Source organism: Acetobacter senegalensis, from assembly GCF_001499615.1.
GTDB lineage: Bacteria > Pseudomonadota > Alphaproteobacteria > Acetobacterales > Acetobacteraceae > Acetobacter > Acetobacter senegalensis.
Genome location: NZ_LN606600.1, coordinates 863,949 through 890,344, shown reverse-complemented (window position 1 = coordinate 890,344; position 26,396 = coordinate 863,949). Strand labels below are relative to the sequence as shown.

At 59.1% G+C, this 26,396-nt stretch carries 34 protein-coding genes; 25 read left to right on the top strand and 9 right to left on the bottom strand.

Annotated features, from left to right (window positions below; translation table 11 throughout):
* Window positions 1–82: 82 nt before the first annotated feature.
* Complete coding sequence (locus tag ASN_RS19520) at window positions 83–466, bottom strand: hypothetical protein (RefSeq protein ID WP_167541286.1); 384 nt, start codon at window positions 464–466, stop codon at window positions 83–85.
* 7 nt (window positions 467–473) lie between these two features.
* On the opposite strand from ASN_RS19520, the gene ASN_RS03960 reads away from it, so the two are divergent.
* Both ASN_RS03960 and terL read left to right on the top strand, forming a co-directional pair.
* A complete protein-coding gene (locus ASN_RS03960) occupies window positions 474–656 on the top strand; it encodes a hypothetical protein (RefSeq protein ID WP_058987288.1) in 183 nt (60 codons plus the stop codon).
* Window positions 604–2,124 (top strand): phage terminase large subunit, encoded by a 1,521-nt coding sequence (terL, locus tag ASN_RS03955; protein ID WP_058987287.1) that lies wholly within the window; start codon window positions 604–606, stop codon window positions 2,122–2,124. The genes ASN_RS03960 and terL overlap by 53 nt, the downstream gene beginning before the upstream one ends.
* 76 nt (window positions 2,125–2,200) lie before the next feature.
* On the opposite strand, the gene ASN_RS03950 is transcribed toward terL, so the two are convergent.
* On the bottom strand, window positions 2,201–2,404 hold the full coding sequence (locus ASN_RS03950) for a hypothetical protein (protein ID WP_058987286.1): 204 nt from the start codon (window positions 2,402–2,404) through the stop codon (window positions 2,201–2,203).
* Window positions 2,405–2,504: 100 nt separating this feature from the next.
* Between ASN_RS03950 and ASN_RS19865 the strand changes: the two genes are divergently transcribed.
* On the top strand, window positions 2,505–2,930 hold the full coding sequence (locus ASN_RS19865) for a GNAT family N-acetyltransferase (RefSeq protein ID WP_167541285.1): 426 nt from the start codon (window positions 2,505–2,507) through the stop codon (window positions 2,928–2,930).
* A 201-nt stretch (window positions 2,931–3,131) separates the two neighbouring features.
* On the top strand, window positions 3,132–3,338 hold the full coding sequence (locus ASN_RS03940; RefSeq protein ID WP_006558930.1) for a cold-shock protein: 207 nt from the start codon (window positions 3,132–3,134) through the stop codon (window positions 3,336–3,338).
* Window positions 3,339–3,601: 263 nt separating this feature from the next.
* Here the strand turns inward: ASN_RS03940 and trhO are convergent, their stop codons facing one another.
* A complete protein-coding gene (trhO, locus tag ASN_RS03930; RefSeq protein ID WP_058989104.1) occupies window positions 3,602–4,660 on the bottom strand; it encodes an oxygen-dependent tRNA uridine(34) hydroxylase TrhO in 1,059 nt (352 codons plus the stop codon).
* 451 nt (window positions 4,661–5,111) lie between these two features.
* Here trhO and ASN_RS03925 point away from each other — a divergent pair, with 451 nt between their 5' ends.
* The gene (locus ASN_RS03925; RefSeq protein WP_035378501.1) at window positions 5,112–5,384 is read left to right on the top strand and encodes a hypothetical protein; all 273 of its coding nucleotides are present in this window, start codon (window positions 5,112–5,114) and stop codon (window positions 5,382–5,384) included.
* A gap of 75 nt (window positions 5,385–5,459) precedes the next feature.
* Here ASN_RS03925 and ASN_RS03920 read toward each other — a convergent pair whose 3' ends face one another.
* The 4 genes from ASN_RS03920 to ASN_RS03910 all read right to left on the bottom strand — a co-directional run bounded on the left by ASN_RS03920 (window position 5,460) and on the right by ASN_RS03910 (window position 8,884).
* A complete protein-coding gene (locus ASN_RS03920; RefSeq protein WP_058987284.1) occupies window positions 5,460–6,647 on the bottom strand; it encodes a glutathionylspermidine synthase family protein in 1,188 nt (395 codons plus the stop codon).
* 9 nt (window positions 6,648–6,656) lie between these two features.
* Window positions 6,657–7,019: a hypothetical protein gene (locus tag ASN_RS19505; RefSeq protein WP_156478964.1), complete on the bottom strand. Its 363-nt coding sequence runs from the start codon at window positions 7,017–7,019 to the stop codon at window positions 6,657–6,659.
* 14 nt (window positions 7,020–7,033) lie between these two features.
* The gene (locus ASN_RS03915) at window positions 7,034–7,579 is read right to left on the bottom strand and encodes a Dabb family protein (protein ID WP_231948368.1); all 546 of its coding nucleotides are present in this window, start codon (window positions 7,577–7,579) and stop codon (window positions 7,034–7,036) included.
* 342 nt (window positions 7,580–7,921) lie between these two features.
* Window positions 7,922–8,884 carry an alpha/beta hydrolase gene (locus ASN_RS03910; RefSeq protein ID WP_231948366.1) on the bottom strand — a complete coding sequence of 321 codons (963 nt, stop codon included), beginning with the start codon at window positions 8,882–8,884 and terminating at the stop codon, window positions 7,922–7,924.
* Window positions 8,885–9,232: 348 nt separating this feature from the next.
* On the opposite strand from ASN_RS03910, the gene ASN_RS03905 reads away from it, so the two are divergent.
* The 14 genes from ASN_RS03905 (at window position 9,233) to ASN_RS03845 (ending at window position 19,934) form a co-directional block, all read left to right on the top strand.
* Window positions 9,233–10,840 carry a DUF1073 domain-containing protein gene (locus ASN_RS03905; RefSeq protein ID WP_231948365.1) on the top strand — a complete coding sequence of 536 codons (1,608 nt, stop codon included), beginning with the start codon at window positions 9,233–9,235 and terminating at the stop codon, window positions 10,838–10,840.
* A 210-nt stretch (window positions 10,841–11,050) separates the two neighbouring features.
* Window positions 11,051–12,436 (top strand): DUF2213 domain-containing protein, encoded by a 1,386-nt coding sequence (locus tag ASN_RS20135; protein WP_231948361.1) that lies wholly within the window; start codon window positions 11,051–11,053, stop codon window positions 12,434–12,436.
* A gap of 3 nt (window positions 12,437–12,439) precedes the next feature.
* Window positions 12,440–12,943, top strand: a complete 504-nt coding sequence (locus ASN_RS03895) for a structural cement protein Gp24 (RefSeq protein WP_058987282.1) — start codon at window positions 12,440–12,442, stop codon at window positions 12,941–12,943.
* The gene (locus tag ASN_RS03890) at window positions 12,940–13,977 is read left to right on the top strand and encodes a major capsid family protein (protein WP_052427206.1); all 1,038 of its coding nucleotides are present in this window, start codon (window positions 12,940–12,942) and stop codon (window positions 13,975–13,977) included. The genes ASN_RS03895 and ASN_RS03890 overlap by 4 nt, the downstream gene beginning before the upstream one ends.
* A 101-nt stretch (window positions 13,978–14,078) precedes the next feature.
* Entirely contained in the window at window positions 14,079–14,399 is a 321-nt protein-coding gene (locus ASN_RS03885) for a hypothetical protein (protein WP_058987281.1), read from the top strand.
* A gap of 28 nt (window positions 14,400–14,427) precedes the next feature.
* Complete coding sequence (locus tag ASN_RS03880; RefSeq protein ID WP_058987280.1) at window positions 14,428–14,931, top strand: DUF4054 domain-containing protein; 504 nt, start codon at window positions 14,428–14,430, stop codon at window positions 14,929–14,931.
* A 267-nt stretch (window positions 14,932–15,198) separates the two neighbouring features.
* The gene (locus tag ASN_RS03875; RefSeq protein ID WP_058987279.1) at window positions 15,199–15,909 is read left to right on the top strand and encodes a hypothetical protein; all 711 of its coding nucleotides are present in this window, start codon (window positions 15,199–15,201) and stop codon (window positions 15,907–15,909) included.
* Window positions 15,906–16,280 (top strand): hypothetical protein, encoded by a 375-nt coding sequence (locus ASN_RS03870; protein WP_058987278.1) that lies wholly within the window; start codon window positions 15,906–15,908, stop codon window positions 16,278–16,280. The genes ASN_RS03875 and ASN_RS03870 overlap by 4 nt, the downstream gene beginning before the upstream one ends.
* Window positions 16,244–17,086 carry a phage neck terminator protein gene (locus ASN_RS03865; protein WP_157765106.1) on the top strand — a complete coding sequence of 281 codons (843 nt, stop codon included), beginning with the start codon at window positions 16,244–16,246 and terminating at the stop codon, window positions 17,084–17,086. Before ASN_RS03870 ends, ASN_RS03865 begins: the two co-directional genes overlap by 37 nt.
* Window positions 17,083–18,240, top strand: a complete 1,158-nt coding sequence (locus ASN_RS03860; protein WP_058987276.1) for a DUF3383 family protein — start codon at window positions 17,083–17,085, stop codon at window positions 18,238–18,240. Before ASN_RS03865 ends, ASN_RS03860 begins: the two co-directional genes overlap by 4 nt.
* A gap of 2 nt (window positions 18,241–18,242) precedes the next feature.
* Window positions 18,243–18,680 (top strand): phage tail fiber protein, encoded by a 438-nt coding sequence (locus ASN_RS03855; protein ID WP_006558949.1) that lies wholly within the window; start codon window positions 18,243–18,245, stop codon window positions 18,678–18,680.
* Between the two features lie 20 nt (window positions 18,681–18,700).
* Window positions 18,701–19,159 carry a hypothetical protein gene (locus ASN_RS03850; protein ID WP_058987275.1) on the top strand — a complete coding sequence of 153 codons (459 nt, stop codon included), beginning with the start codon at window positions 18,701–18,703 and terminating at the stop codon, window positions 19,157–19,159.
* A 20-nt stretch (window positions 19,160–19,179) separates the two neighbouring features.
* Window positions 19,180–19,311, top strand: coding sequence for a hypothetical protein (locus ASN_RS20400; protein WP_006558951.1), 132 nt, complete (start codon window positions 19,180–19,182; stop codon window positions 19,309–19,311).
* 68 nt (window positions 19,312–19,379) lie between these two features.
* A complete protein-coding gene (locus tag ASN_RS03845; RefSeq protein WP_058987274.1) occupies window positions 19,380–19,934 on the top strand; it encodes a hypothetical protein in 555 nt (184 codons plus the stop codon).
* A gap of 315 nt (window positions 19,935–20,249) precedes the next feature.
* On the opposite strand, the gene ASN_RS20395 is transcribed toward ASN_RS03845, so the two are convergent.
* Window positions 20,250–20,381 (bottom strand): hypothetical protein, encoded by a 132-nt coding sequence (locus tag ASN_RS20395; protein ID WP_269148867.1) that lies wholly within the window; start codon window positions 20,379–20,381, stop codon window positions 20,250–20,252.
* Between the two features lie 316 nt (window positions 20,382–20,697).
* Between ASN_RS20395 and ASN_RS19860 the strand changes: the two genes are divergently transcribed.
* The 6 genes from ASN_RS19860 to ASN_RS03820 are packed head-to-tail and all read left to right on the top strand — an operon-like array spanning window position 20,698 to window position 24,092.
* A complete protein-coding gene (locus ASN_RS19860; protein ID WP_167541284.1) occupies window positions 20,698–20,919 on the top strand; it encodes a hypothetical protein in 222 nt (73 codons plus the stop codon).
* A 33-nt stretch (window positions 20,920–20,952) separates the two neighbouring features.
* A complete protein-coding gene (locus tag ASN_RS03835) occupies window positions 20,953–21,741 on the top strand; it encodes a phage baseplate protein (protein WP_058987272.1) in 789 nt (262 codons plus the stop codon).
* Complete coding sequence (locus ASN_RS03830; RefSeq protein WP_058987271.1) at window positions 21,738–22,073, top strand: phage baseplate plug family protein; 336 nt, start codon at window positions 21,738–21,740, stop codon at window positions 22,071–22,073. The genes ASN_RS03835 and ASN_RS03830 overlap by 4 nt, the downstream gene beginning before the upstream one ends.
* A 28-nt stretch (window positions 22,074–22,101) precedes the next feature.
* Window positions 22,102–22,416 (top strand): hypothetical protein, encoded by a 315-nt coding sequence (locus ASN_RS19500; RefSeq protein WP_157765104.1) that lies wholly within the window; start codon window positions 22,102–22,104, stop codon window positions 22,414–22,416.
* 48 nt (window positions 22,417–22,464) lie between these two features.
* A complete protein-coding gene (locus tag ASN_RS03825; RefSeq protein WP_058987270.1) occupies window positions 22,465–23,439 on the top strand; it encodes a hypothetical protein in 975 nt (324 codons plus the stop codon).
* The gene (locus ASN_RS03820) at window positions 23,439–24,092 is read left to right on the top strand and encodes a Gp138 family membrane-puncturing spike protein (protein WP_058987269.1); all 654 of its coding nucleotides are present in this window, start codon (window positions 23,439–23,441) and stop codon (window positions 24,090–24,092) included. The genes ASN_RS03825 and ASN_RS03820 overlap by 1 nt, the downstream gene beginning before the upstream one ends.
* A gap of 124 nt (window positions 24,093–24,216) precedes the next feature.
* Here the strand turns inward: ASN_RS03820 and ASN_RS03815 are convergent, their stop codons facing one another.
* Window positions 24,217–26,334 carry a catalase gene (locus tag ASN_RS03815; protein ID WP_058987268.1) on the bottom strand — a complete coding sequence of 706 codons (2,118 nt, stop codon included), beginning with the start codon at window positions 26,332–26,334 and terminating at the stop codon, window positions 24,217–24,219.
* Between the last annotated feature and the right edge of the window lie 62 nt (window positions 26,335–26,396).

The following is a 26,396-nucleotide window of genomic DNA, read 5'->3' as shown; positions in this document are numbered from 1 at the left end:
AATTTCGTCCCATAGATCCTGACGGCGGACAGACAGGCGCACCACAACCCCCCGTTGCCGGTCCTGATCTCTCCTTATCCCCTCAACCTGCACCTTCCGGGCCCAGTTCCCTTGTTCCGCCAAGCAAGGGCTCGTCTCCACGCTTGCCTCTGCTGCCCGATACCCCCACCATTTCCTCAGCCTCAGCCTCAGCCTCAGCCTCAGCCTCAGCCTCAGCCTCAGCCTCAGCCTCAGCCTCAGCCCGCGTCTCCGCTCCACTCTCCACTCGCCCCACAAAAAACGCTTCCTGCCAGCCGTCCTCACGCTCCCAGGCATCGGAACCAGCGCCGCCTGCTTCACAAGCATCCGCGCAGACCGTCGCTCCACCACCACAACTGCCACCCGCTGAACCATCCGCTCCCTTCGCCTCTTCGCCTGCGGTTCTTTCATCGGCTGCACCGCCCGTCACGCCGCTGGAAATTTTCACCCGTGTCATGCAGGGGGACGAGACCATAACGGACCGACAGTTTGATGCTGCAAAGGTGGCTGCCCCTTACCTGCACCCCAAACTTGCTGGCCTGTCCATGAACGCGGTTGTGCGCAAAGGTCTTGAAGATTTCACGGATGATGAACTCAATGCCCTTGCGCAGGCAGGTCAGTCAGAACGCACAGGCTGAACTGAAAAACCGTAGTCACGCACGCCAGAATCTGCTTGATTTCACCCGCTACACCATGCCCGACTACCAGTCCGGAGCCCACCACCATCTGCTCTGTCAGAAACTGGATGCAGTGGAACGTGGCACCATCACACGGCTGATGGTGTTCATGCCCCCACGGCATGGAAAATCCGAGCTTGTCAGCAGGCGTTTTCCGGCATGGTATCTTGGTCGTCACCCTCATAAACAGGTCATATCCGCGTCCTACGGGGCCACATTGGCGCAGGATTTCGGGCGCGATGTGCGTAACCTTGTGGCCTCCCGCCGCTTCCACGCTCTGTTCCCTTCTGTCACGCTGGCGGCAGATAGCGCCGCGCGTGATGTCTGGCACACCAACGCGGGTGGCGTTTATGCCGCAATGGGCATTGGCGGCGGCCTGACAGGCAAGGGCGCGCACCTCGCCATTGTGGATGATCCCATAAAAGACCGGCAGGAAGCGGAAAGCCCAACCCGTCGCGCCGCCGTGTGGGACTGGTATCGCGCCGTGCTGCGCACCCGCCTTATGCCCGGCGGTGCCATTGTGCTGGTCATGACCCGCTGGTCCCCGGATGATCTCGCAGGCCGTCTGCTGGATGACATGCAGAACAACACGGGCGAGGCATGGGATGTCCTCTCTCTTCCTGCCCTCGCTGGCCCGCAGGATGCCTCGGGTCGTCCCATTGGCGCGCCTCTGTGGCCGCAGGCCTTCCCGGCAGAAGACCTCGCCCACATCCGTCTGGCCATTGGCGCACGGGAGTGGAGCGCCCTCTATCAGCAAAACCCCACGCCAGCAGAAGGCGCTTTGTTCAAAACAGCTTTCATTTCCGTGGTGGATGCCATTCCAATAGGGTCTTTTCCCACCCAATCTGACCCCACTCATCCGGCCCGCCCTTTCACTAATGATCACGCACCGGCCCCCATGTCTGGCAAAGCCACCGTCCGCCGGTGGGATCTGGCCGCCACGCGTGCCAGCACGCGCCCCAACGCGGACTGGACGGTGGGCGTCAAAATGATACGGCTGTCAGATGGCCGCTTCTGCGTGGCGGATGTCGCCCGCCTGCGTGGAGACCCCGCACAGGTTGAAGCCGCCATCCTCGCCACCGCCGCGCAGGACGGCCCGCAAACTGAGATCATTCTGCCCCAGGACCCCGGACAGGCAGGCGTGGCGCAGGCCCGTTACCTCACCGGCAGATTGGCGGGCTACCGTGTCCGCACCGTGCGCGAAAGTGGAGACAAAGCCACCCGCGCAGCGCCTTTTGCAGCACAGGTCAATGCCGGGAATGTCCTCGCTTTGCGTGCGGCATGGACCCCAGCCTTTCTGGAAGAACTCGCAGCCTTCCCCGCCGCCGCACATGATGATCAGGTGGATGCCGCCGCCGGAGCCTTCACGGCGCTCACAGAAAGCACACCACTCCCCACCTTCAACCGCACTTTTCTGGCCCGAATCTGAGAAAGTGGATTGAAAAATAAGAGTAATAGTAAGACTCTGTTCGTATTTATTCTCTAAAAAACCAGAATGCGGCTGGTCACCCAATATGTTCTGAAGCCCTCGCGCCAAGAGCAAGAGCAAGAGCAAGAGCAAGAGCAAGAGCAAGAGCAAGAGCAAGAGCAAGAGCAAGAGCAAGAGCAAGAGCAAGAGCAAGAGCAAGAGCAAGAGCAGAACCGCTGCCTGCGTTCCTCAAAAACTGCTTTTCACTCCGCTTCACATATCCCTTGTTATCACAGCACATTTTTCATTAATGTTGCCACCATGATAACCCTCGTCCCTTTCTCGCGTGAGCATTTTGCAGCCCTTTCTGGCTGGTTTGGGTCAGAGGCCGACATTATCCAGTGGGGCGGCCCGCTGGTGCATTTCCCGATAACGGACGTGCAACTTCAAACAATGCTGGACGAAGGCCACAGCACGCCTCCCAAACGGTTGTGCTGGATGGCCATGGCGCACACCATCCCTGTCGGCCATGCGCAACTTGCGTTTACGTGGGAGACTGGCACGGCGCGGTTGTCCCGTGTCGCCATTGCCCCGGCGCAGCGGGGGAGGGGCTGGCCATACCCATGCTGCGCCAGATCATCCGGGAAGCCTTCCGCTTTCCCACCATCACGCGGCTGGAACTGAACGTGTATGCAGGCAACGCGCCCGCACAAAAAACGTATCAGAAACTGGGCTTCCAGCAGGAGCACACCCAGCGCGCCACCATTCAGGTCAATGGCACCTATTGGGACACCGTCCGTATGAGCATGCAGCGGCCCACACGATAACAGCATCCGTTTTCCAAAAACCGGCCCGGCATGGCAGGAAAAAGTTTTTCCTTGCATTCGTCCGAACATAGGCGCATCAAAGGTGCAGCGGGTGCTTTTATCCGAGTTATTGACGCATGTTGCGTTTCTCTTTCTCCTTAAAAGTTATGATTTCGTGTGTGTTTTGTGCACGACCGCTATTGTTTAAGAAGGAGCCTTGTTATGGCAACAGGCACCGTAAAATGGTTTAACCCCACAAAGGGTTTCGGTTTCATTCAGCCCGACAGCGGGGGGCAGGATGCGTTCGTTCACATCTCTGAACTTGAGCGCGCTGGTATGCACACCCTGACCGAAGGACAGCAGGTCTCTTACGAGCTCGAAGCTGGCCGTAACGGCAAAACATCTGCGGTGAGCATCAAAGCAGCGTAACGCTGCTTTTACTCACACGCGTGATGTGAAGAAAGCCGCCCTTCGGGGCGGCTTTTTTTATGTCTGCTTTCTTAAAAAAACGGGCTATGCGGCCTTTCGCAGGAAGCGTTGGGCACACAGCTTGGTGTCTCCCGGCAGACCATCAACGCCATAGAGGCCGGCGCTATGACCCAAGCCTGCCTCTTGCCTTCCGGTTTGCCCGCTTTTTCGGCACCTCAATCGAGGCGTTGTTTGACTATGATGGGGAAGATGCGTAGGCGTTGTTACTCCTGCAAGCGGGCCAGCGCCATGTCCCGCAGCATGTTCTGGCGTTCAATTTCCGCGTCCCGTTCACGGCGTTTGCGCTCACGGATTGCGTCCATTTCAGCACCCAGATGCGCTTCGCCACGCTCGGCGGCCAGTTTGGCCTGCCGTTCCCGCTCGGCATAACGGGCGCGCTGCTTTTCATCCCGTTCATCGTAACAATGCGGGCAGCTTACCCCATGCTCATACTTGGGTGAGGCCATTTCCTCCGCCGTCAGCGGCGTGCGGCAGGCATGGCATTGTTCCAGAGAACCCGGTTCCAGCCCATGCTTGACCGTCACCCGCTGGTCAAACACAAAACATTCACCACGCCACAGGCTCTTTTCTTCCGGCACAGTTTCCAGATATTTCAGAATACCACCCTGAAGGTGATACACCTCATCCAGCCCTTCAGCCTTCACAAAGGCCGTGGCTTTCTCACACCGGATTCCCCCGGTGCAGAACATGGCAATGCGCGGTGTGCGGCCCTTGGCCAGCAGTTCCTCGCGGTGGGTGCGGAACCAGTCCGGAAATTCGCGGAAGGTCTTTGTCTTGGGGTCAATCGCCCCAACAAACGTGCCGGTTGCCACTTCATAGTCATTGCGCGTGTCAATCAGAATGGTGTCCGGGTCTTCCAGCAGGGCATTCCAGTCTTCTGGCTGCACGTAATGGCCGACGTCAGACCGAGGGTCCAGCCCCGGCACCCCCATGGTCACGATCTCTTTCTTCAGCCGCACCTTCATGCGCAAAAACGGCATGGCAGGCGCACGGGAGAATTTGACCTCAATCTCCGCACAGCCCGGCATGGCGCGCACATGGGCAAGCACTGCGGCAATACCCTCATCCGTGCCAGCAATGGTGCCGTTTATGCCTTCATGCGCCAGCAGCAACGTGCCCTTTACGCCGTTAGCCACGCACACATCCTGCAAGGGCTCGCGTAACGCAGGCAGATCCTCAAAGGGGGTGAAGCGATACAGCGCCGCTACACAGAAGGGCAGATCCTGCTCGCCAGCGTGATCACCTTGCGCCGCGTGCGCCATACCGTTCCGCGCGTTACCATCCGGCGTTACGCCAGATACCGCAGCCGCCACGCCAGTGCTGCTGGCAGGCGTCCGCGCAGCAGGGCCAGCCGCCGGTGTGGTCGCGGTTCCACAGGCAGGGTCGGCAGGGGGGGCGTTCTTGGGGTCAGTCACGGCAACAACTATCCACTGGTAGGATTGCAGGCCACTCCGGGCGCGGCACACGCCGGCCCCTGCTGCAATCAGGGTCACGTCAGGCCATCAAAAGGCACCCCAGACTTACTCCTCCGCCCATGGGCAGGACAAGAGGCAACAGCCGCCCAAACGCCACAAAAAGCCAGCCCGCGCCCTGTTTGCACCCCCGCCTGCAACGCCGCGTGCCGGCCTGCGTTGTCACCATCTTGTCATGAAGCTCTTTTCTTTTTCGCGGCATGCTTCATATGGAGAAGAGCAGTGTCAGAAAGGACCGACCATGCAAGATACCGATGAAGTTGTCGTAGGCTACCTGATCCAGCGCGAAGACAATGATGGGGAAATCACCTTCTGGGACCCCACCAATGAATGGCTGGAAGACCCCAACGAAGCCAAACTGTACGAAAAACAGGAAGAAGCTGAAGCCGACGCAAAGTCCCTTCAGGATGGCGACACCACCGGCACTGTCACCGTCGAACTCGTGTTCGAAGCTGGCGATGATGATGACTGGGATGATGAAGAAGACGAAGAAGAAGAAAACAAGAAGGCCTGAACCGGCTCTCTTTTTTCTCGCCACGTCAGCCTCTCAGGCGTGGCGCACGGGGGGCAACCCCCGTGTCCGGTTTTGTCACCGGCCCAGTAGCCGGGAGACAAAACTGCTCCGCCTGATGGTATGGGGCACAATGGGCGATGTATGGCGGATAATCCTGTCAGCGCTCTCCCGCATGGTAATGCCCGCAAAACTGTGCCCAATCACCCACGCCCCGACAGAGGCCGTAACGCCCTGAATGCTGTGGTCCGCAAACGCCTGATAGACTTTGGGGTACGCCCCGTAAGTGCCACCTTCCGCACACAAAATCCGATCCGCCTTTAGCAGACGCACGTTCTCGCCCCCACGGGCATGGATCGGCTTTTCCACATACCAGCTTCCGGGCCGATGCGCCGTTACGGTCGCAGGGTCAAACCCCGCTGGCAACAGGTTGGGGTGCTCCGGGTAACGCTGCCACAACACAGGCAACAATGCCTTGTTGGAGAGCAGGGCCGTCCAGGGCGGGTTCAGAAAAACGCACCCACACTGCGCCAGATGCCGCGCACCGCGGTCACGAAACATCAGCTCCCACGGATACATCCGTAACATGCTCCGCACCACGCGGCCCTTGTGCAGCAGGTGGCCACGGGTGCTGATCTCAAGATCCCGCAACTCGCACTGCACGGCCTCCAATCCGGCCTGCTGCGCCCAGTCCCGGTAATAACGGGCATGCACCGCATCTTCCGTATTGTCAGGGTAGGGCACAATATGCAGCGTCTGGCTCACGCGCGCTTCGGCCCGCAACTGGAGCAGCCGCGCCACAATGCGCCCGGCATCAAGCGGCATCTGCTCCGCCTGTGGCGCAACCTCTGCCCGCCACAGGCTCTGCATGCGGGTGCTTTCCGGCACTGTGGCCGGGGTGTCTGCATTATATTCAATCAGCTTGGGCTGACCATCGCACCAGGCAAAATCAAACCGCCCCAACAGAAACGGCTCATCCCGCCGCCAGGAGGCCCGCACAACATCCTGCACCAGCGGCGGAATATGAAACACATCCAGCCCGCCCGGTGTGTTGACGGCGTCGTCCACCACACGCAGGCATAATGTGTGCAGGTCTTCCGTTACCCGGCGCAAAGTCTGCACCGCCTGGGAGCTGAAGTCGTAACGCACATCTTCCCGCCAGGCAGGGCTACCGTCTTCATTGCGAAAATACGTATGGCCAATCTGCCGTGCGCGGGCCTGCCAGTCCGGTCGCGGGGCGGAGGGAAGGCGGCGCAGAGTACCCATCAGGTCAGGTTACTCTCCGCCTCCCGCATGGCCCGCGGCCCCTTCGCCAAATCCCGCATGGCCAGCAGACTCCTCGCCAGCACCGCCGCCACGTCGGCCTTCTCCCTCATCACCCTCGTCGGCCCCATCATGTCCATAACGGCGGGAAGAAACAAACACCCCATGGCCACCGCCTCCATGCTGTTCAGTGTCGTCACAATCCTCAGGCCGTCGGGCCGGGTCCGCCTGAGCGCAGGCTTCCGCATGCTGCCGTTGCGCGGCCTCTCTGCTGCGCTGAAAATTCCCAAACCCGATCACCCCGATTGAACCCACCAGCGCACCCAGCACCACCGTCCAGCCCAGCACACGTCTTGAAAGAGGGTCTTTCTCCACCTTATGTCTCTCCGTTACGGCGTTACCGTGAAGTCAAACACAACCGCCTTGGCCAGATAAGGGGCCGCAAACGCCTTGAAGGCATCATGGGCGGGGTCATAATGGCCGTGACCCTGCACAATAGGGCGGCCCACATAATAATTCCTGTCCCCTTCTGATCGGAACGTAACCAGATACCCGTAATCCAGCCCCAGATCCGCATTTTCCCCACTGGTTTGCGGCCCAGCTTCCAGTGCCTGAATGACAGCGCTGCCATCAGGGCGGCGGGAAGCCTGAGCCAGCGCCAGAAAACGGCGCGTCACCTCCTGCCGCTGTGCCTGCGTGGTCTCTGGTCTGAACTGAAACATCACCATATGCCGCACCACACCGGGCCGAAAATCCGGTGCGGTAAAGCGCTCTTCTCCCACCTGCCGCGCAAGAGCCTGCACAGCCTGCGCGGCTTTATCCAGCGAGGGCACGGCAGCAGCGCGCGCCATATGCGGGGCCACTACGGGCACACCTGTTATCAGAGCCCCAACCATCAGGGAAGAAAGTGCAAACATGCGAGAACAGCGCATCATCAGAACAGAAAAACCTTACGTGTTGCAGAGAAACCGGAGCACAGCTTAAAGGCTGTTTCAAAACGCGCCTAGCGCAATCGGGTCTTCCTTTTTAGGCACGGTTTAAAAAATCAGCAGGTCAGAGCAGGCATGACGGCTTACACCTGAAAGCCTTATCTGTCCGCTCCACTATCCCCGTTTCATGGTGGCCCAGCCCTCTTTATCAGCCACAGAACACCCACGCCTTTTTCACCGCTAGATTTTTTGGAGGCAGCGTCTCAGGCGTATTCCTTGCCACCGTCCGACCCTTGCTGAGAAAGGCGTCCTGACCCTGTCTTCCACCGGCATACGCCATCCCACGCATTACGGTGTTTTTTTGATAAAGCCCGCAATCGAGTCCACCACGCCGGGGGCCAATGGCAGGTTGGGGTCTGCATAGGTCGCAAGATTTTCGCGCGGAATATCGGAAGAAACCGTTTTCAGCACATGGTTTGTGTCCGGCAGCAAAACCAGCTTGGCTGCCGGGTCTGCCGCCTTGAGCTTCTGCGCATCCTCCACACCCACCTGCAAATCACGCTCACCCTGCATAATCAGCACCGGCAGCTTGATTTTTGCAATCAGGTCCGTAGGGTCATATGAAAACGCGCTTATCCAGAACCCTTGTATGCTTGGCCGGAACATTGCGCGCAGGCGCGGGGGCTCTGCGCTCACATCCACCTGCTGCCCGCTGGCCAGAGCATCAACAATCCGGTTAACCTGAGAAGACAAAGGCGTTTTAGCCATCTGGGCTTTTAACAGGTCATTGGCACGTCTGCCGCTGGTTGCCACCAGCACAACACCGCAGATCTGTGCCGGGTTGTCCGCGGCCGTGGCCAGCGCAATCAGCCCCCCTTCACTGTGGCCCATCAGCCAGACACAATGCGCGCCCGTCTGTTTCTGAATACTGGTCATCCAGTTGCGAGTGTCCTGAACGTAGTTGTCAACGGTCACACTGTCTCCGTTGGCAACGGCGGCCAGGCTCGCAAACAATCCCCGCTTGTCCACACGCACGCTGGAGATCCCCTGCGCTGCCAACCCTTCCGCCAGCAGCTTATAGGTGGCAGCTTTTACCCCCAGCGGATTATTGCCATCCCGGTCTGTCGGGCCGGAACCGGGCAGTATCAACATCACGGGGGCATTGTTCCCCGCGCGGGTCAGGGTGCCTTTCAGCAGCCCAAGCGGGCCGGGGGCGGAAATATCCTCATCTGTCGCCGCGTGGGCCAAGCCGGCTGCCCCCATTAACGCCCCGGCCATCAGGGCACCCACCACACGCGTTCTCAACTTCACGCCATCTCTCCCAATCGTCACGCCGCCAGTGCTGGAGTATCACCCGGTTTTTCACAAAAACGAAACCAAAAAATACGTGGTCTCATATCTGTCACACATCAGTCTGTGCCCGATGAGCAGACAATAACATTCAAAAAACACCCACGCTTGGCTTAACGAGCGGACCATTGCTGCCTCCACAGGGCACCCAGCACTGTCTCCCATAGCACTTTTCCGCACACGCAAAATTGCTGCATGGCGCTGCATTTCTTCCTGCCGGGTCCCGGGCAGAAAACCGCTCATCCGGTTCTCCGCCTCCGCCTTGTTATCCACTTTCCGTCCATGCCATTCCATCACGCAAGAGGGCACATGCCGCCATTTTTTCCAGCCTGTCCTGCCAGCCCGCAGCAGCCTGACCCAGAAAAAAGCCTGCCGGAAGCACAGTCGGAAAACAGGCCGCCTCAAACAACAGGACCATTCAAAAGCTTTTTCAAACGGCTTTCACACGCCTTGCCGCACACACGCACGTTTCAGCCAGACCGACGGGAACCTACGCTCACGCCCCCTCTTGGCCAGCACCTGCGCAAACCTGCTGCAAATGGCGTTCTGCCAAACGGCATGGCAGATGCCTTGCGTTCTTCCAACGCACCATCTCCTCCGCACGCGCAGTTTCGCCCCTATCAGCCCCCCAAAGGTGTGCGCGGCGATAACCGCACCCATCTGGCGTTTGATAGCGCCGCCAGCAGCCAGCCCGCCACACTGGTCTGGCTGCGCAATGCCGCTGGGGAGGGAACGGTTTTTCCCGGTTATCCGCATCTGGCTGAACTCGCCCAGCGGGCGGAATACCGGCACATGGTGGAAGTGATCGCCACGGAGGCCACGCGCGAATGGATTGTGTTCCGCACGCGGGGCGCAACCACCAAACAGGCCCGCATTGCCGAAATCGAGGCTGAATTCACCCGCCTGAACGTGCGTGATGTGCTGCGCCGCATGGCGGAGTATGATGGCTATTACGGCATGGGCCTGCTGTATGTTGATACCGGCCTCAGCCAGACAACCGGCGGGCGTGAAGCCCCGTTGCTTCTCAAGCCGGAAACCGTGCGCAAAGGCACCCTGCGCGCTCTTGTGCCCATAGATCCCGTATGGACCACGCCAGACAGTTACGGCACGACAGATCCCCTCAGCCCGGATTTCTACCAGCCAACCCACTGGTGGGTGCAGGGCAGCCTGATCCACAGCACACGCCTTCTGCGCTTTGTCTCGCGTGATGTGCCGGACATTCTTAAACCAGCTTATAATTTCGGCGGTTTGTCCCTCAGCCAGATGGCCCAGCCCTATGTCAACAACTGGCTGCGCACCCGTCAGTCCGTGTCTGATCTGCTCAACGCCTTTTCCATCGTCGCGCTCTCAACGGATATGGCGGCCTACGCGCAAGACCCGGAGGGCCTGCTCAGCCGAGTGGAAGCCTTCAACCGCTTCCGGTCCAACCGCGGCACGTTCGTTCTGGATAAGGAGCGTGAAAAACTGGACCTTCTGGCAGCACCGCTCTCCGGGCTGGACCGCTTGCAGGCCCAGGCGCAGGAACAGATGTGCAGCGTTGCGCAGGAACCGCTGGTCAAGTTCACGGGTATTACCCCCAGCGGGCTCAACGCCTCGGCAGAAGGTGAAATCCGCGTTTTTTATGACCGTATCCACGCCTTTCAGGAAAACGTATTCCGCACACCGCTCACCACCATCCTGCACCTGATCATGCTCAACCTGTGGGGCGAGATTGACCCGGATATCACCTTCAGCTTTGCCTCCCTGTGGCAGATGGATGAGGCCACACAGGCTAACGTGCAGAAAACCCGCACGGAAATTGATGCCCAGAACATCCGCGCCGGCATCGTCACCCCTCAGGAAGCCCGCAGCCGCACCGCCCATGATCTGCACAGCCCCTATGATGGCATCCCCGCAAACAGAACGCCCGATTTCTAAACGTTCAGACCATACTTTTTTGTCACGCTTACCCTTTTTGCAAAATGCAGCTTCAGAAGCAGGTTCTGCCATATCGGCACGACAGTTCCTTCCGGTTTCCCGCTCCTTCCTCCGGTACCTTGCATGACCCCTCAGTCCCATCTCCACTCTTTACCCGCGTCAACGCCAGCTCCTCTTGCTTCCCCACAGTTAGCCCGGCCTCCCATATCCTTGCCCACTAATCTTGCCGCTTCTACTCAGCCGCAAACAGCGGAAGCCCCGGGGCCGCCGTATGGCACAGTCGAGTTTGCGCTGGATCGGTCCGTACGGCGCATAGATGCAGATGGCCACCTGCATATTGCGGCCTGCATCCTTTCCGCAGCCACAGTCTGCCCCTATTACGGGCATGAAATTCCGAACGCCGCAGCCCTCGGCCTTGATCCGAATGCGCTATATCAGGTGTATCGGGACCCAACAGCCCTACAGGCCGCAGCGGCCAGCATGGCGGGCAAACCCATCCTCATGCGGCACCAGCCGGTTTCCGCGCAGGCCCACCCCAGCATGCTGACAGTCGGCACGGTGGGCAGTGATGTCCACTTCACCCCGCCTAATCTGATCGGCAGCCTGACCATCTGGCAAAGCGCTGCCATTGCCGCCATTCAGAGCGGCCAGCAGAAAGCCGTCTCTGCCGGATACCGCTATCGCGCTGTCGCGCAAACGGGCACGCATGACGGCACGCCCTACACCCTTGTCATGGCGGATATCGTCTTCAATCACCTCGCCCTTGTCACGGAACCTCGTGTCAAAACCGCCATCATTGGTGATGCGTCTCCCGCCGCTCCGTCACGCGCAAACGGCAAAAGGCCTCACACCGGCGCATGGGGCTCCGGTCCGTCGTCCATGGCTGGCGCACGTGCTCCGGCCATCCAGCCATCCTCGGCCTCTGTTCCCTCGTTCATCGCCGCATCAGGCGGCACGGCCCCGTCCAGTTCGTCGCAGCCCTGCCTCCAACAGGGCGCCCTCACATCCAACAGCACAAGGCAGGCCATGCCCACACACGCACACGCCACCTCTCACGCCCATCCGGCCGCATCTTCCTCCGTGCAGACAGACGCTTCAGCCATTCCGGCTGCTGCACACACGCCCAATGCAGCATCGTCTGAAGCCACCGCCAGAACCGTATCTTCTCTGCCAGCAGCAGCACCATTGGCAGGTTCAGGAGGTACCCAACCGCACTCTACCACCATACCGTCCTGCACGGCGGCTCAGCCCGCCCTCAGCATGGATGCCGCCATCGCGCAGGCCGTTCAGCAGGCCGAGGCCGGGGCCATGCGCCGCATGGAAGCCCTGCATACGGCCCGTGCCGCAGTGCGCCCGTTTGTGGGGGATGTCACCATGGACAGTGCCGCTGCTGTCTATGGTTTTGCCCTGCGTGAAAACGGGGTGGACACCACCGCTCTGCCAGAAGCCGCGCTTCAGCCGCTGTTCCAGCAGTTCGCCCGTCTGCATGCGCAAACGCAGTCAGCAGGGCAGGGCGCTGCACTGGGAATGGATTCCTCAAAAACCGTTTCCTTCCGTGAAGAATTCGGTCTCAACCGTATTACGGTGAAAGCATAACTCATGGCGTTTCAGACACAGATCACCAGCCAGCCCGCGCCTGCCGTGCCGGGAGATTTCGCCTCTCTCAACCCCACCGCAACCTTCCCGGCAGGCGAGGGCGCTCTGGTGGCCGCCAGCGGCGGCTGTGCGGTAGGCGCGTTCGGGTGGGTGCAGAGTGATGGCCGCAGCGTGGCCAACACCCCGCCCAACGGCACCACCACCGCGCCAGATGGTTTTGTGCATCGTGACCTTACGGGCCAGATCACCAGTTTTTCTGATGAAGCCAGCCTGATCATTCCAGAAGGCTTTCCCGTAACCCTGTTCACGGCGGGAGATTTCTGGGCCACCAGCACCACTGCCGCCACACCGGGGCAGGCAGTGTTCGCCTCCACCACCAACGGCAGTATCGCCACCGGCACGGCGGGCAGCACAGTGCCAGATGCCGTGCAAACGTCTTTTGTCACCGCCTCCACCTGTAGCGCGGGTGAACTTGTCAAACTCTCCACATGGAGCCACGCAGTATGAGCCTCTTCCCTTCAGAACTGGCGGAACTCAACCGCCTTGGCTTCATCATGCCGCAGGCCCGCGGCATGATCGCCAATGCGCTGCTGGCAACAGATGCCATGGCGCTGGATGCCCAGCCTGCCCTGTCCACCAGCGCCAATGCCGGTATTCCGGCCTTCATGAGCGCATGGGTTGATCCGGCCCTCATCAAGGTGGCCTTCGCCCCCATGCGTGCGGCAGAACTGCTGGGCGAGGTCCGCAAGGGCGATTGGGTTACCCGCACCGCCATTTTCCCCATGCTGGAAACCACCGGTGAAATCAGCAGTTATGGGGACTGGAACGCAAACGGGCAGGTCAGCCTCAACCCTTCCTACCCTGAACGTCAGTCCTACCATTATCAGGTCTTCCTCTCCTGGGGGGAAATGGAACTGGCGCTGGCAGGGCAGGCGCGCCTGCAATGGGTGGCCAGCCTGCGTGAAGCCGCAGCCCTTAAGCTCAACAAGTTCCAGAACCAGACTTACTTTTTTGGTGTCAGTGGCCTGCGCCTGTATGGCTACCTGAATGATCCACGCCTGCCCGCCGCCATTACGCCAGCCATCAAGGCCGCAGGCGGCACAACGTGGGATACCGCCACGCCGGAAGAACGGCAGGATGATGTGATCGCCCTCATCAACCAGCTCCGTAAACAGACCGCCGGGCTGGTGGATACGGAAACCCCCATGGTGCTGGGCCTTTCCCCCACGCGCATGGGCCTGCTCACCCGCCGTAACAGCTTTGGTCTTTCTGCGGCTTCCCTGCTGAAAGATACCTACCCCAATCTGCGTTTTGTGCAGGCCGTCGAGTATGGAGATGCAACCGGCAGCACCGTGCAGACCATGCAGATCATGGCCGAACATGTGGACGCCCAGAAAACGGCGGAAACCGCCTTTACGGAAAAACTGCGCGCCCACGCCGTGGTGACAGATGCCTCCGCCTGGAAGCAGAAACTCTCGCAGGGCACATGGGGCGCCATCATCTACATGCCCGCTGGCATTGCCACCATGACAGGCCTGTAAACCACACGCCCACAAGGGGATGTTTTTACACAGAGCTTTCACAATATCTCTGAAAAAACATCTCCTTCCCAAAAACTTTCCCGAACAGACGGATCTTCCCTATGGCATCACCCGCAACCGTTACCATCGGCTGCAAACTGCCCAATGGCCTTGTTCTGGCATTGGGTGCAACCCGCCACACACTGGCTGGCACACGCGCTTCCGCCGTGGTGGGCGGCTATGGCCTTACCCCTGTCCCGGCAGATTTCTGGGCAGCGTGGTCCCGCCAGTATGCAGCGTTTCCGCCCTTGCAGCAGGGGCTGATTTTTGCACAGCCCACGGTGGACAAAGCAGCAGCGCAGGCGCGCGAACACGCAGCCCTTCGCACCGGTCTGGAACCCATCAACCCGCAAACTCCGGCGCCCGGCATCACCCCTGCCTGAATAAACCTGCCAGAACGGATACGTCATAATGCCCAGTGCCCCTTTTTGCCTCACCCTCTGGCAGCAGAGATATCCGGCCCTGTTCGCCAGTGTGGGGGCGGAAGGCGCACAGGCCTGTTTCAGCCTCGCCAGCCTGTTTCTCTCCAATGATGATATGTCTCCCGTGCGCAATCTCACCCAGCGGGCGGAATTGCTCGGGCTGATTACCGCCCATCTGGCCCAGTTGGGGCTTGGCTCAAGTGCCGCTCCCACATTGTCTTGTCCAGACAACACCCTTTCACAGGCCAACGGAACGCCTGCCTCAGGATGCTCGCAGACTACTGTAGCCGGTGGTCCGCAAATAGCGGAAACACCGCAAAGCCAGCCCACACTCGTGGGCCGCATCACGTCCGCGCGCATGGGCAGTATCGAGGTTCAGGCCGATGCAGGCCCGGTATCAGGCTCTCAGGGATGGTGGATGCAAACGCCTTATGGTGCTGCCTATTGGGCGGCCACCGCCTTCCTCCGCACAGCCCGTTATGTGCCGGGATAATATAAATTCGCGCTATTACATTTTACAGAAACAGGTTTTGTAAAATGGTCAAGGACAGGACTTTATAGTCCTTTTGCACCGCAGAGCCCTTTGGTCTCTGGATCAGATACCTGCCCATCAGGGGGCAAAACCTGTTTTCCACCCATCAAAATTGCGCTCCCTTTTGCGTAGTGGGCCTCTCATCCACCGCTCCCAAAACCATTGCGGGTGCTCCACCAGCGTTTTCGTCCGCTATCCCCCAAGGTTTTTCACAGACAGGACACCTGCATGATCCTTACGCTGCAAGGCGGAACACAGGCGCGTACCCTCCTGCGCATGCTGGCCGCCGGATCGTCCCGGCCCGGTGCTGACACGGCTGCCGCCATGCAGGGGAACCAGCCCTCACACGCAACAACAGGTCCCTCGGCTTCAACCGGCACACAGTATGCGGAAATGTCTGGTTCACACCGCCAGAATCCCAACCTGTCAAACACGTCATTCCAAAGCACAGCACGCAACCCATCATCCGGTGCAGCGTCCACGTCCTGCACCGCATCAGTAAAAGCAGGGTTTCTACGGGGCAGATCTTACCTGGATGGCACGCCGCTCGCTGCCATTGCTGCCGTGCAGGAATTTGGGGCTGTCATCCGCAAGACAACATCCCGGAGCGGTGCTGTATCCATCGTTATTCCGCCCCGGCCATTCATGCGGGCGGCCGTGGCGCAGGATGCTCCAAAATGGAAAGAAATCTTCCGCCAGGCTCTTGCTGAAAGCCTTGCAGCGAGCCACCAACCAGAGGCTACACGCCGTATTCTGAACACGCCCACCACTGCCTTGCAGCGCACCGGCCAAGCCATGCAGGCCAGCATCACCCACGCCATTCAGGCCGTCCATACGCCACCCAACTGCCCGGCTACCATCCATCATAAAGGGTCTGATAAACCGCTTGAAGACACAAAAACACTTCTAAACAGCGTCTCTTTTCAGGTGCAGTCATGAATGGCCTGTTCGGCATCGCGGCAGCGGCCACCACGGCTCTGCTGCCATCAATCCTAGCCACCTTGCGGGTGCAGGATGGCACGGTCACGCTGCGAGATGGTTCCACGCAGCCGCGCTATACGGATGTGCTTGTCACCATCAAGGTGCAGGCCGCCACCAGCGCGGATCTCACACAAACGGCGGGGCTCAACCAGAGTTCTGAAAACCGATTGGTCTATCTGCCCGGTCTTATCAAAGGACTGGACCGTACCTATCAGTTTGGGGGAGACAGTCTGTTTTTTGAAGGCGCGGAATGGCTGGTTACAAGCCAGCCCGAAACATGGGGAGGCGGCCAATGGTCCAAACTTCTCGTCACCCGGCAACTGTCATGACCATCCAGCCCGTTACGGCCAGCATCACCACGGCGCTAAGGGAGTTCCTCCGTGCCGTTCTGCCACCAGGTCTGCCGGTGCAACTGGCACAGCAGAACCGCACCGTCGCCCCCGCAGGCCCGTTCGTTCTGCTTACTCTTCTCACACGCCAGCCACTCGCTACTGTTGCCCAGACAGAAACAGAAGCCATAACGACCCTGAGCGTGCCGGAGGAGGTGAGGGTGCAGGTCAGCATCTTCGGGCCCGGTGCAGGGGATAACGCCCAGAGTATCGCTACCCTGTTCCGCACGGACTGGGCATGCCGTTATTTTGAAAACCTGTTTCAAAATAATAAGGAAGAACTGTCCTCAGATGCAGAATCGTCCCTCGGCACAGTAGCGGAGTGGCTGGAAAAATACGCTCCCATCGCACCAGAACCTCACGCTGCCGCTCAATCTGTTCCTCTCCCGGCTGAAGCTTCGAAACCGGGCCCTCTTACACCCTTATCACGCACGCCCCCTCCCAGCGTAGAGACGTGTCCTCAAAACGCTCCATGCCAGAATACACGCCCTTGCAACGCCTTTCCGGCATCGGTCCCGGCACAACCGGCCGCTCCATGCTACGCGCCGACCCGCATTGTCCCACTTTATGCCGGGCCGCCACGGCAGATGCCTTTTGTAAATGGTGAACGCCAGTTTGAAGAACATTGGCTTCTGGACCTGCATTGTCAGGTGCGCACCACTCTTACGCTTCCCACCACCACAGCCAGCGCCGCCAGCCTTGCGCTGATATGCGCAGATACCCTCACGGATGAGCCCCCTGCATGACCTTACCCATCAGTTCCCTTGTTTCCGTCACGCCGGGCGTTATCTCCCCCGGTGGCACCGTCAGTCTGCTGACCGGCATGCTGTTCTCCACACATGCCGCGTTGTCCTCCGGCGTTTCAGTGTTCACCTCGGCGGCGGATGTCGCAACGCTGTGTGGCGCTTCCAGCCCGGAAGCTGCCATCGCCAGCGTGTATTTTTCAGCCTATACCAACGCGCAGGATACGCCTGAAAAACTCTATATTTTTCAAATTCCTGCCACCCCGACGGATGCAGAATATGGCACTTACCTCAGCACCGCTGCTGCAACGGTGAGTGACTGGGCACCCTTCCTGTTTGCACAGGAACCCTCAGCCGCTGCAAAAACACAAATCGCTGGCTGGATGGCCGCCAACCCCAACCGATACTGGGGTATTGTGCCAGATGCAGATGCCACGATCCTTAGCCCCAACGCCACCGACAGTTTCGGTTCAACCGTCAAGGCGCAGTCCACGCCCGGCATGACCTGCCTGTGCAATACGGATGGCACGGGCCTGCTGGCCGGGGCGCTGTGTCTGGGCTGGGCGGCCAGCCTCAACCCGCAACGCACGGGTGGCCGCACCACGCTGATGTTCCGCAACAATGGCGGCGTGACCCCGGCCAACCTCACGCCATCTCAGGCAGAGGCCCTGCTGGCTAATGGCTACAGCTTTTACGGCAGCTACAAAAGCACGGACAGCACATTCAGTTTTCTCAATAACGGGGCGGTCTCCGGTCCGTTCGGCTGGGCAGACAGCTATATCAACCAGATCTGGATGAACGCCAGCTTCCAGTCAGACCTGCTGACCCTGTTCTCCAGCGTTGGCCAAATCCCCTATACCGCACAAGGGGATTCCCTGATCGCCACTGCCGTGCAGGGCACCATTGATACCGCTCTGGCGTTCGGGGCCATCCAGCCCAATGTCACCCTTTCCGCGGCGGAGGCACAGGCCGTCAACGCACAGGCAGGCCGCACCATTGATAGCGTGCTCTCCACCCGTGGCTGGTATCTGCTGCCCGGTGCGACCTCCGCTTCCGCCAGCACCCGCGCCAGCCGTGGCGCCGTGCAGGGGCGCTTTTTCTACACGGATGGAGAGTCCGTGCAGTCCATCACTCTGGCATCGGTAGAGGTTCAGTAATCATGGCCGATTATGATATTACAGCCGCCAACTCGGTTTTTACCATCACGGTGCCGGGTCTGTATAACGCGCCCATAACATTGCAGAACTACGCAGCAGACCGTGCTTTTGAAACAGAAGCGCGTGAACTGGCTGAAACGGCCATGAGCATTGATGGCTACCTCAATGCAGGCTGGGTGCCCAACCCCGTAACGCAGACCATTGCGCTGGCCGCCAGTAGTGAAAGTGCTTTGGTATTTGAAGCCATTGTCATGGCGCAGGACTCCCGCCGGGGTCTGTACCGCATGGGGGCTGAAATCCAGATCCCGGCCATTGGCCGCAAATATACCATGGTGCGTGGCCTGCTGCGGTCTATTGTCAGCATTCCCGGCGCAGGCCGCGTGCTGGAAGCCCGGCATTTTGAAATCACGTGGGAGCGTGTTCTGCCAGCCGCCATTTAACCGGCAGAAAGGAAGAGCCCATGAAAACCATTGATTACACACATAGCAAACCCGGTGCCGATCACGGCAAACGCTTCTGTCTGACCCGCATGGATGCCTTTGCGGCAGATCAGTGGGCGCGGCACGCTCTTCAGGCTGCCATACGTGGCGGCGCACGCATTGGGGCCGATCTGGCAGAGGCCGGTGTGTCCGGACTGGCCAGTCTGGGGATAGAGATTTTCGGGTTCATGGAAGAAACCGATCTTGATAAAGCCCTCGACCGCCTGATGCAGTGCGTCACCATCCGCCCCGATCCCGCCAACCCGGATCTGACCCGCGCCGTTATTGCCGCCGATTTTGAAGAACCGGAAACACTGGGCATGGTGCGTTCTGAAGTGTTCCGTCTGCATGTGGGTTTTTTACTGGCCGCCGCACACCAGCTTTTCCCCGTTGTGGCGGCCCTGCTGGGAGAAACAACGCCCCGCCCGTCCACTGCGTAAACATCTCTCCTGCGCTGGCCATGGTTCTCTCCTCTGGCCTGGCGACCCTGCGGGACCTCAAAACGGTTTATGACAGTGAAGACCTTTATACCCTTCTTGAAGTGGCCTCCGTCACGAACTGGAACACGGCGCAGGCCCGCAACACGCCCTAAAGCCACATGGCCTCCTTATCTGGCGGCTGGCAGACCAGTTTTGAAACATCTGGCAAGGAACGCCCATAATGTCTGAAACCGTTCTGGATGAACTGGTCATCCGTCTTGGGCTGGATACCTCCTCTCTCCAGTCAGATGCCAGACAGGCAGTGGGTGTTCTGGATACCCTGACCCAGAAAACGCAAACGGCCACCAGCCAGAGTAAAAAAGCCAGCAAGCAGGCAGCCTCCTCTTTCAGCCAGACGCGAAAGGAAGCACTGGGCCTGCTGGGTGTCTTATCCGGCGGCCGAGGGCTTGCAAGCCTCCTGAAACAGATGCAGGGAGCCTCTCAAAAAACAACTCTTAGCGGCTCGTCACAACAGGGAGGAGGAGCAGGGCAGTCCTCCCGTTCCGGTTTTGCACGCGGAATTAACCGTTTTTCACACGCACCGCATACCATGCGCGCGCAAGCTTCATCCCGCGCCAGCGGGCCAAAAGGTCCACTGCTCCCGCTGCAGAGAATGCAGCAACAGCCGTCAGCATTTTTTTACAGCTACCCCTCTTTCCGTTCCCGATCGACATGCCCCTGTGCAGGCTCCGTCAAACCCCTCACAACAGGCTCCCGCTCTTTTATCGCCTCATGATCGGTCTCTATCCACCACCAGCGCCCTTATACGGCCAGCGTCCCTGTCTTCCCGTGTCAGCCTCCAGCACACAACGGTCCTGACGCAACCCACTTCGGTTTCAGGTAGGCAGCATAACGGCTTTCTTCCAACAAAGAGCCTGACAGAAGCCGTGCGTAGTGCGGTAAGCGCGGCCATGGCCCCATACCGACCTCAGAGCCAGCGCGCGCCCCGTCCTCTCTTTACGGCTTCCTCCGTCATCCGGCAGGAAAACCCCAAAAGCCGTGGGGCAAGTCAGGATGCATCTTCCCCTCTTTCCTTCAACAGAAAGCAGAATCAGGTAAGCTCTTTTCCAAATGCTGCCGGGTTGATGCCATCTACCACAAAACAGCAGACTGACTGGCGCAGACGACAGCCTTCCCACAATGGAATATCGTCCAATTCTGTCAGAGGATTATCATACAGCAAGGCTGCATCCCCTTTCGAGACTTTCGGGAAAAACCATCGCCCACCAACCGCTAAGCATCTATCCAGTCGTAATAACCGCCTTTACAGACACCAAAATCACACTTTAGTCATGCAGCACGTGCCCATGGTGTCCTCGGTGCCAGAACAGTGGCCCTCGGCTCAGGCATTTCGGCAATCTTCCCGGTTAGAGCCATCGTCTTCCAGTCGGAAAGTTTTCCTGCCAGCACCGAACACGCGCCTTGCACCAGCGTCTTCTCTACTGAAAAATAATCTGCTGCATCAAGGAGCTTTCCTGTCTTTCGATGCACTGAAACTCATGCAGCCATTTCTGCCCGGCTCACCTATGCTGCGTGCGGCCAGCGGCCCGGCAGCAAGCGTACCGGCACAGCAAGCGCCCGTGCAGAACACCACGCATATCGGGTCTGTCACCATCAGCGTGCCATCCGGCAACCCGCAGAAGATCGCACAGGCGCTGCGTGGCCTTGGTGGTGGAGACAGCCATACGCTGACCAGCCTCGCTACATATGGGGCCGTATAATGTCTTTTACGTTTTTATAAAGGATTTTCCTATATGCCCATGGTGCCGGTTACGCTGCCATCCGTCTGGACTGTGCCGGTGGCAGCAGGCGTGCCGCTTCTGCTGGGGCAGTCTGTCACGCATGGGGTGCAGGCGGCGGCATCTGTCAGTATCGGCACGGTGCTGGATGATCTGCTCATCAGCCAGGCGGCAGGGCAGTGGGGCATTTTCAACAGTGCGGGCCAAAGTGTGCTCTCCGCAGCGCGCGTGCTTTCCGTGGCAGGGGAGAGCGAACACCATATTGCTACAGCCCCTTTGGAAGACGGCAGTTTTCTGTCCTACAGCAAGGTTGCCACGCCCCGAACACACCGGGTGCTGATGGTGTGCGATGGTTCGGAAACAGGGTTGGCCTCTCAGGATCTTTCAGCGTTGCTGCCTCAGGCAGCCTCATCGCTTGCCGGAGCAGAAGGATTATATGTGCGCAAGGCGTTCTTCGCCAGCCTTGCCGCGTTGGAGGCCGACCTGTCACTTTATTCCGTCATTACGCCAGAGCGGAAATATGAGAATGTCAACATTACCGGCCACCGCTGGCTGCGCGATGCGCGGCACGGTATTACCATGCCAGTTGTGGAAATCACTCTTCAGGAAGTACGCGTGTCTGCCACGCAGAGTTTCACAACAACTCAGCAGCCGCAAGGGCAGCGCATGCTCTGCGGCGGCGTTGTGCCCTCCCAGTCCTCCCCTACGCTAACATCCAGCAACAGCCTCTATGAGAGTGCGGAAACACAAGAGACGTCTCAAAACATAACCGGCTGGGCCAACCTTGCAGGATCTCCGCTATGAGCACGTCTTCTTCCTCGTCTGGCGGCACCGCAGATCTGGTGATGATCCCCCTTGCCAGCACTGCCGCCCAGATGCTCCGGGTCACGCTTTCCGGCCAGAGCATTCAGATCGCCGTGCGTCAACGTTCCACAGGGCTGTATGCAGATTTCTGGCTTGCCAACACCCGGTTGCTCTCGGGCGTGTTGTGTCAGGACCGCACATGGCTTGTGCGTGATGAAGCCATTGGCCTGCCGGGAGATTTCACATTTGCTGATACCCAGGGCACGCAGGACCCCACCTATGATGGTCTGGGCAGCCGCTACCTTCTCCTCTACCGTGCCGGATGGACATAGCAGCAAGTTCCGATAAGCCTATTTCCGTTTGCGCGCGCCTGTTCGCGTGGTGCTCGCCTGCGCACCGACCATCGTCTGGCGCGTGCAGCATAGTCTCATGCTACGTGGCGCGTTTCACGTCTTGCCGTCTCTTCCTATTTTCCTCACTTTGTCGTGCAGCCGTGCAGCCGTGCAGCCGTGCAGCCGTGCAGCCGTGCAGCCGTGCAGCCGTGCAGCCGTGCAGCCGTGCCGTCGTGCCGTCGTGCGGACAGTATGCTGGCCGCGCCTCAGGCCACTTCAACCGGCGGGGCACCCCACCCACACAGCCTATGCGCTCCTCCAGTGCCGTCTGCTTCATGCGTGATGCAAAGCCTCTGCGCGTCCTGCTTCTTCAAACACGGTTGGCATATTCATGGCCCAGTCAGGCTCTTTTACGTCACGCGCGTTGCGCATTACTTTCCGTTTGCTGGCAAATGCCTTTGGCCCAAGCGGCGCAGATACCGTCACGCTTACCGGCCTTCGGGTAACGGCGGATATCACACAGGCGCAGTTCCCAACAGGAGAGATTGCAACCTTGCGGATTGAAGGTCTCTCGCCCGATCTGATGAACCGCCTCAGTCTTGCAGCACCGGACCCGACCAGCCAGAGTGCGAGTGAAGTGCTGGTGGAAACGGAGGAAGGAACCTCTCCCGCCGCACTGGTGTTTCAGGGCGGTGTCACACTGGCCTATGCGGATTACACCAACGCGCCGGATGTCGTCTTTATGGTGCAGGCATTTTCAACAGCATTGCCCAACGCCATGGCGGCCACCCCAACCAGTTTTCGTGGTGCGGTGCCTGTTGCGACCGTACTGGCAACAGTTGCCGGGAAAGCCGGGCTGACACTCTCCTGCAACGGCGTTGGCGGCACGTTCCATAACCCGTACCTGGATGGCAGCCCCGGCCAGCAACTGGCTTACTGTATGGATATGCTGCCCATGCGGGTCAGCCTCGGGCGCGGGCAACTGGCAGTCTGGCCCGCGCGCATGGCGGGAAACGCCCTGCTGGCAGATATGCAAGCAGAAAATTCAGGCGCTCTCTCAGCCTCAGAAACAAGCCTTGTACAACAGGCTGTTTCTGTATCGTCCGAAACGGGCCTTATTGGATATCCGTCCTGGTCTGCCGGTGGGTTGGCTGTGCGGATGTTGTTTAATCCTCAGGTCAGTTTCAACAGTGTGATCAGCCTGCAAAGCCGCTATCAGCCTGCCGGGTGGGGGGCACAGTCTGGCCCCGTTACCACAGGCCTGTGGGTCGTTACGCAGGTTCGCCACAGCCTGCAAAGTGAAACCCCACACGGGGCCTGGTTTACAGACATCGTGGCACAGGCGTTTCAGGAGCACACGGCATAATGCCTCTTACTGCCAGCACATATCCCGTTCTTAACCGGGCGGATGCCGCAGCGTCTGACTTCAATGCACTGAACCGGGTTGTGGCACGGCTATTGTCCGTGCGGCGCACAGTAGTTGTGGTGCAGGTCAAGGCTGTTTCCGGTAGCGGGCTGAACCCCGTTGGTTTTGTGGATGTCCAGCCCATGGTGCACCAGCAGAACGCGGCAGGCGCGGTTACGCCGCATGGGGTGCTGTATCAGGTGCCCTATTTCCGGTTGCAGGGTGGCAGCCGCGCCGTGATTGTGGACCCCGCTGTGGGGGATATTGGGCTGGCCCTTGTGGCGGACCGCGATATCTTCAATGTCAAAACGGCCCGAACCCCGGCGGCTCCAGGCTCCTTCCGCCAGCAGAACATGGCGGATGCACTCTATCTGGGCGGGTTTCTGAATGGCGCACCACAGACATATGTGTGGCTGCATGATCAGGGCGTCACTGTAAAAACAGCAGGAACAGTGGATATTACAGCCCAGAGCCTGACCCTGAATGGAGACGCCACAATCAACGGAGCGCTGCATGTTTCAAAAGATGCGACGGCTTCTGGTATTTCTCTCACGCAGCATATTCATCCCGGTGTGCAGCCCGGCAGTGGCACAACGGGAACCCCACAAAGCTGAAATCCGGGCACGGTTTCAAAACCCTGCCCGGATCATCACACTCTGTTCTGGCGTTTTAGCTAAACGGTTCTTTATCCTGTTAATGCGCACCGTAACGTCAAACGGTGCGCAGGAAAATCAGGCGTCAGACTGCGTGCACTTTTGCCTCACGCTGCCAGAAGCGCAGGGCGCGGCAGGTTTTGACAAATTCCGGAACTGAGGAGGGTTTTTCCAGCGTAATAACCCCTTCATCCAGAGCATCGTCCGTCAGGCCTGCCTTTTTCAGCAGCGGAGCAGCTTCAGGCACATGCGCAATGAATTTTGCATGCGCATAGGCATCCGTCACAAAATCCTTGGCGTCTGCATCGTTCGCAAGCTGTTTGGCTCCGTCTTCAGAAAGCAGAAGAACAACCGCATCATACAACACAGATGGGCCACCCGGCACCCGCTGCCCTGCCGGAACATGGCGACCGCTTGATGTCTTGATTCCGCCAATCTGCGGTGCCACCAGTTCCAGATCAACACCTTCAGCCTTGGCGGTTTTTTCCAACGCTTCCAGAATGGCTTCATCCGCTCCGTTGGTAATCAGCACACCAATTTTGCGGCCTTCAAAGGTTTTTGGACCATTTTTCAGAATGCTCAGGGCAGGGGACTCTGGCAGGTCAATCACCTTGCTGGCAGGTGGCGCGGCGTCTGGCAGTTTTTCCAGCCCCAACCCGTCAGCCACGGCCTGTGCCAGTCCCGTGTCAATATTCAACAGGTGAGAGACCACGCGGGCACGAATAGCCGGTGTTTCCACCTTGCTGAGTTCAAAGGTAATGGCCTGCTGAATATGCGTCTGCTCTACCTCGGTCTGGCTTTTGTAGAACTGCCGCGCCTGACTGTAATGGTCCGCAAACTTTTCTGACCGCACACGCTCTTTCCGGCCCTCTACGTTCTGCGGATAGGACGTAAAGCCTTTCTGCGGATTTTCACGCGGGCCACCGGCTTCTCCACCCCAGGAGTTGGGCTCATAATTGACCCGCCCTTTAGGGTTATGCATCGCGCCGTGGCCATCCTGCTGAAAATGGTGGAACGGGCATTTGGGCGCATTGATGGGAATATGCGTAAAGTTTGGCCCACCCAGCCGCTTCAACTGCGTATCCAGATAGGAGAAATTGCGGCCCTGAAGCAGCGGATCATTGGTAAAATCAATCCCCGGCACCACGTTCTGGGTGCAGAAGGCCACCTGCTCGGTTTCCGCAAAGAAATTATCCACCATGCGGTCCAGAACCAGTCTGCCAACAGGCTGCACGGGCACCAGTTCTTCCGGAATCAGCTTTGTGGCGTCCAGAATGTCAAAATCGAACGTGTCAGCAAATTCATCGTCAAAAAGCTGCACACCCAGTTCCCATTCCGGGTAGTTGCCTGCCTGAATGGCGTTCCACAAATCACGACGGTGAAAATCAGGGTCAGCACCGTTTATTTTGACGGCCTCGTTCCACACAACAGATTGCAGCCCCTGTTTGGGCTTCCAGTGGAACTTGGCAAAGGTGGATTTGCCATCCGCGGTGACAAAACGGAACGTATGAACGGCAAAGCCTTCCATAAAGCGGAAGGACCGCGGAATTCCCCGGTCAGACATCACCCACATGATCATGTTCATGCTCTCTGGGGTGAGGGAAATGAAGTCCCAGAAATTATCATGCGCGGATTGTGCCTGCGGAAAAGCGCGGTCCGGCTCTTCCTTCACGGCATGCACCATGTCCGGAAATTTGATGGCGTCCTGAATGAAGAATACGGGAATGTTGTTACCAACAAGATCCCAGTTGCCTTCCTTGGTATACAGCTTGACCGCAAAGCCACGCGCATCACGCGCAAGGTCAAAAGACCCCTTGCTGCCCGCCACGGTGGAAAACCGCACAAACGCGGGCACACGTTCACCCACACGCTGCAACACATCCGCCCGTGTAATGTCAGACAGGGAATGGGTCAGTTCAAAAAAACCATGCGCGCCATAGCCACGGGCATGCACAACTCGTTCTGGAATACGTTCATGGTCAAAATGGAAAATCTTTTCTCTGAAATGAAAATCTTCCAGAAGGCTTGGGCCGCGTGCGCCTGCTTTCAGTGTGTTCTGATCATCCGCTACAGGCACGCCCTGCTGGGTGGTCAGGGTCGGCACGTCACCGTGGGCGGTCTGGTGTGTTTCGCCACCTGCGCCGCGCTGTACCTTTTCTTCGCCCAATGTTACGGGTTTGCGGTCTGTATCCGTCGTGCTCATATGCCTGCGCCTTCCCTTTAAAATCCTGAAACATGCGGAACCCCACGCAGAACACGGCCCGA

Bases quoted from the DNA above. Each gene is read 5' to 3' on its own strand.
- ASN_RS03855 (WP_006558949.1), top strand. From the start codon at position 18,243: ATGGCCGATTATGATATTACAGCCGCCAACTCGGTTTTTACCATCACG.
- ASN_RS03925 (WP_035378501.1), top strand. From the start codon at position 5,112: ATGCAAGATACCGATGAAGTTGTCGTAGGCTACCTGATCCAGCGCGAA.
- ASN_RS03885 (WP_058987281.1), top strand. From the start codon at position 14,079: ATGGCATCACCCGCAACCGTTACCATCGGCTGCAAACTGCCCAATGGC.
- ASN_RS03870 (WP_058987278.1), top strand. From the start codon at position 15,906: ATGAATGGCCTGTTCGGCATCGCGGCAGCGGCCACCACGGCTCTGCTG.
- ASN_RS03890 (WP_052427206.1), top strand. From the start codon at position 12,940: ATGAGCCTCTTCCCTTCAGAACTGGCGGAACTCAACCGCCTTGGCTTC.
- ASN_RS03850 (WP_058987275.1), top strand. From the start codon at position 18,701: ATGAAAACCATTGATTACACACATAGCAAACCCGGTGCCGATCACGGC.
- ASN_RS03915 (WP_231948368.1), bottom strand. From the start codon at position 7,579: ATGATGCGCTGTTCTCGCATGTTTGCACTTTCTTCCCTGATGGTTGGG.
- ASN_RS03920 (WP_058987284.1), bottom strand. From the start codon at position 6,647: ATGGGTACTCTGCGCCGCCTTCCCTCCGCCCCGCGACCGGACTGGCAG.
- ASN_RS03830 (WP_058987271.1), top strand. From the start codon at position 21,738: ATGAGCACGTCTTCTTCCTCGTCTGGCGGCACCGCAGATCTGGTGATG.
- ASN_RS03825 (WP_058987270.1), top strand. From the start codon at position 22,465: ATGGCCCAGTCAGGCTCTTTTACGTCACGCGCGTTGCGCATTACTTTC.
- ASN_RS03845 (WP_058987274.1), top strand. From the start codon at position 19,380: ATGTCTGAAACCGTTCTGGATGAACTGGTCATCCGTCTTGGGCTGGAT.
- ASN_RS03960 (WP_058987288.1), top strand. From the start codon at position 474: ATGCAGGGGGACGAGACCATAACGGACCGACAGTTTGATGCTGCAAAG.
- ASN_RS03875 (WP_058987279.1), top strand. From the start codon at position 15,199: ATGATCCTTACGCTGCAAGGCGGAACACAGGCGCGTACCCTCCTGCGC.
- trhO (WP_058989104.1), bottom strand. From the start codon at position 4,660: ATGGCGCACGCGGCGCAAGGTGATCACGCTGGCGAGCAGGATCTGCCC.
- ASN_RS03860 (WP_058987276.1), top strand. From the start codon at position 17,083: ATGACCTTACCCATCAGTTCCCTTGTTTCCGTCACGCCGGGCGTTATC.
- ASN_RS03905 (WP_231948365.1), top strand. From the start codon at position 9,233: ATGCCGCCATTTTTTCCAGCCTGTCCTGCCAGCCCGCAGCAGCCTGAC.
- terL (WP_058987287.1), top strand. From the start codon at position 604: ATGATGAACTCAATGCCCTTGCGCAGGCAGGTCAGTCAGAACGCACAG.
- ASN_RS03865 (WP_157765106.1), top strand. From the start codon at position 16,244: ATGGTCCAAACTTCTCGTCACCCGGCAACTGTCATGACCATCCAGCCC.
- ASN_RS03880 (WP_058987280.1), top strand. From the start codon at position 14,428: ATGCCCAGTGCCCCTTTTTGCCTCACCCTCTGGCAGCAGAGATATCCG.
- ASN_RS03820 (WP_058987269.1), top strand. From the start codon at position 23,439: ATGCCTCTTACTGCCAGCACATATCCCGTTCTTAACCGGGCGGATGCC.
- ASN_RS03950 (WP_058987286.1), bottom strand. From the start codon at position 2,404: ATGTGCTGTGATAACAAGGGATATGTGAAGCGGAGTGAAAAGCAGTTT.
- ASN_RS20400 (WP_006558951.1), top strand. From the start codon at position 19,180: ATGGTTCTCTCCTCTGGCCTGGCGACCCTGCGGGACCTCAAAACGGTT.
- ASN_RS03895 (WP_058987282.1), top strand. From the start codon at position 12,440: ATGGCGTTTCAGACACAGATCACCAGCCAGCCCGCGCCTGCCGTGCCG.
- ASN_RS03815 (WP_058987268.1), bottom strand. From the start codon at position 26,334: ATGAGCACGACGGATACAGACCGCAAACCCGTAACATTGGGCGAAGAA.
- ASN_RS19860 (WP_167541284.1), top strand. From the start codon at position 20,698: ATGCAGCCATTTCTGCCCGGCTCACCTATGCTGCGTGCGGCCAGCGGC.
- ASN_RS03835 (WP_058987272.1), top strand. From the start codon at position 20,953: ATGCCCATGGTGCCGGTTACGCTGCCATCCGTCTGGACTGTGCCGGTG.
- ASN_RS03940 (WP_006558930.1), top strand. From the start codon at position 3,132: ATGGCAACAGGCACCGTAAAATGGTTTAACCCCACAAAGGGTTTCGGT.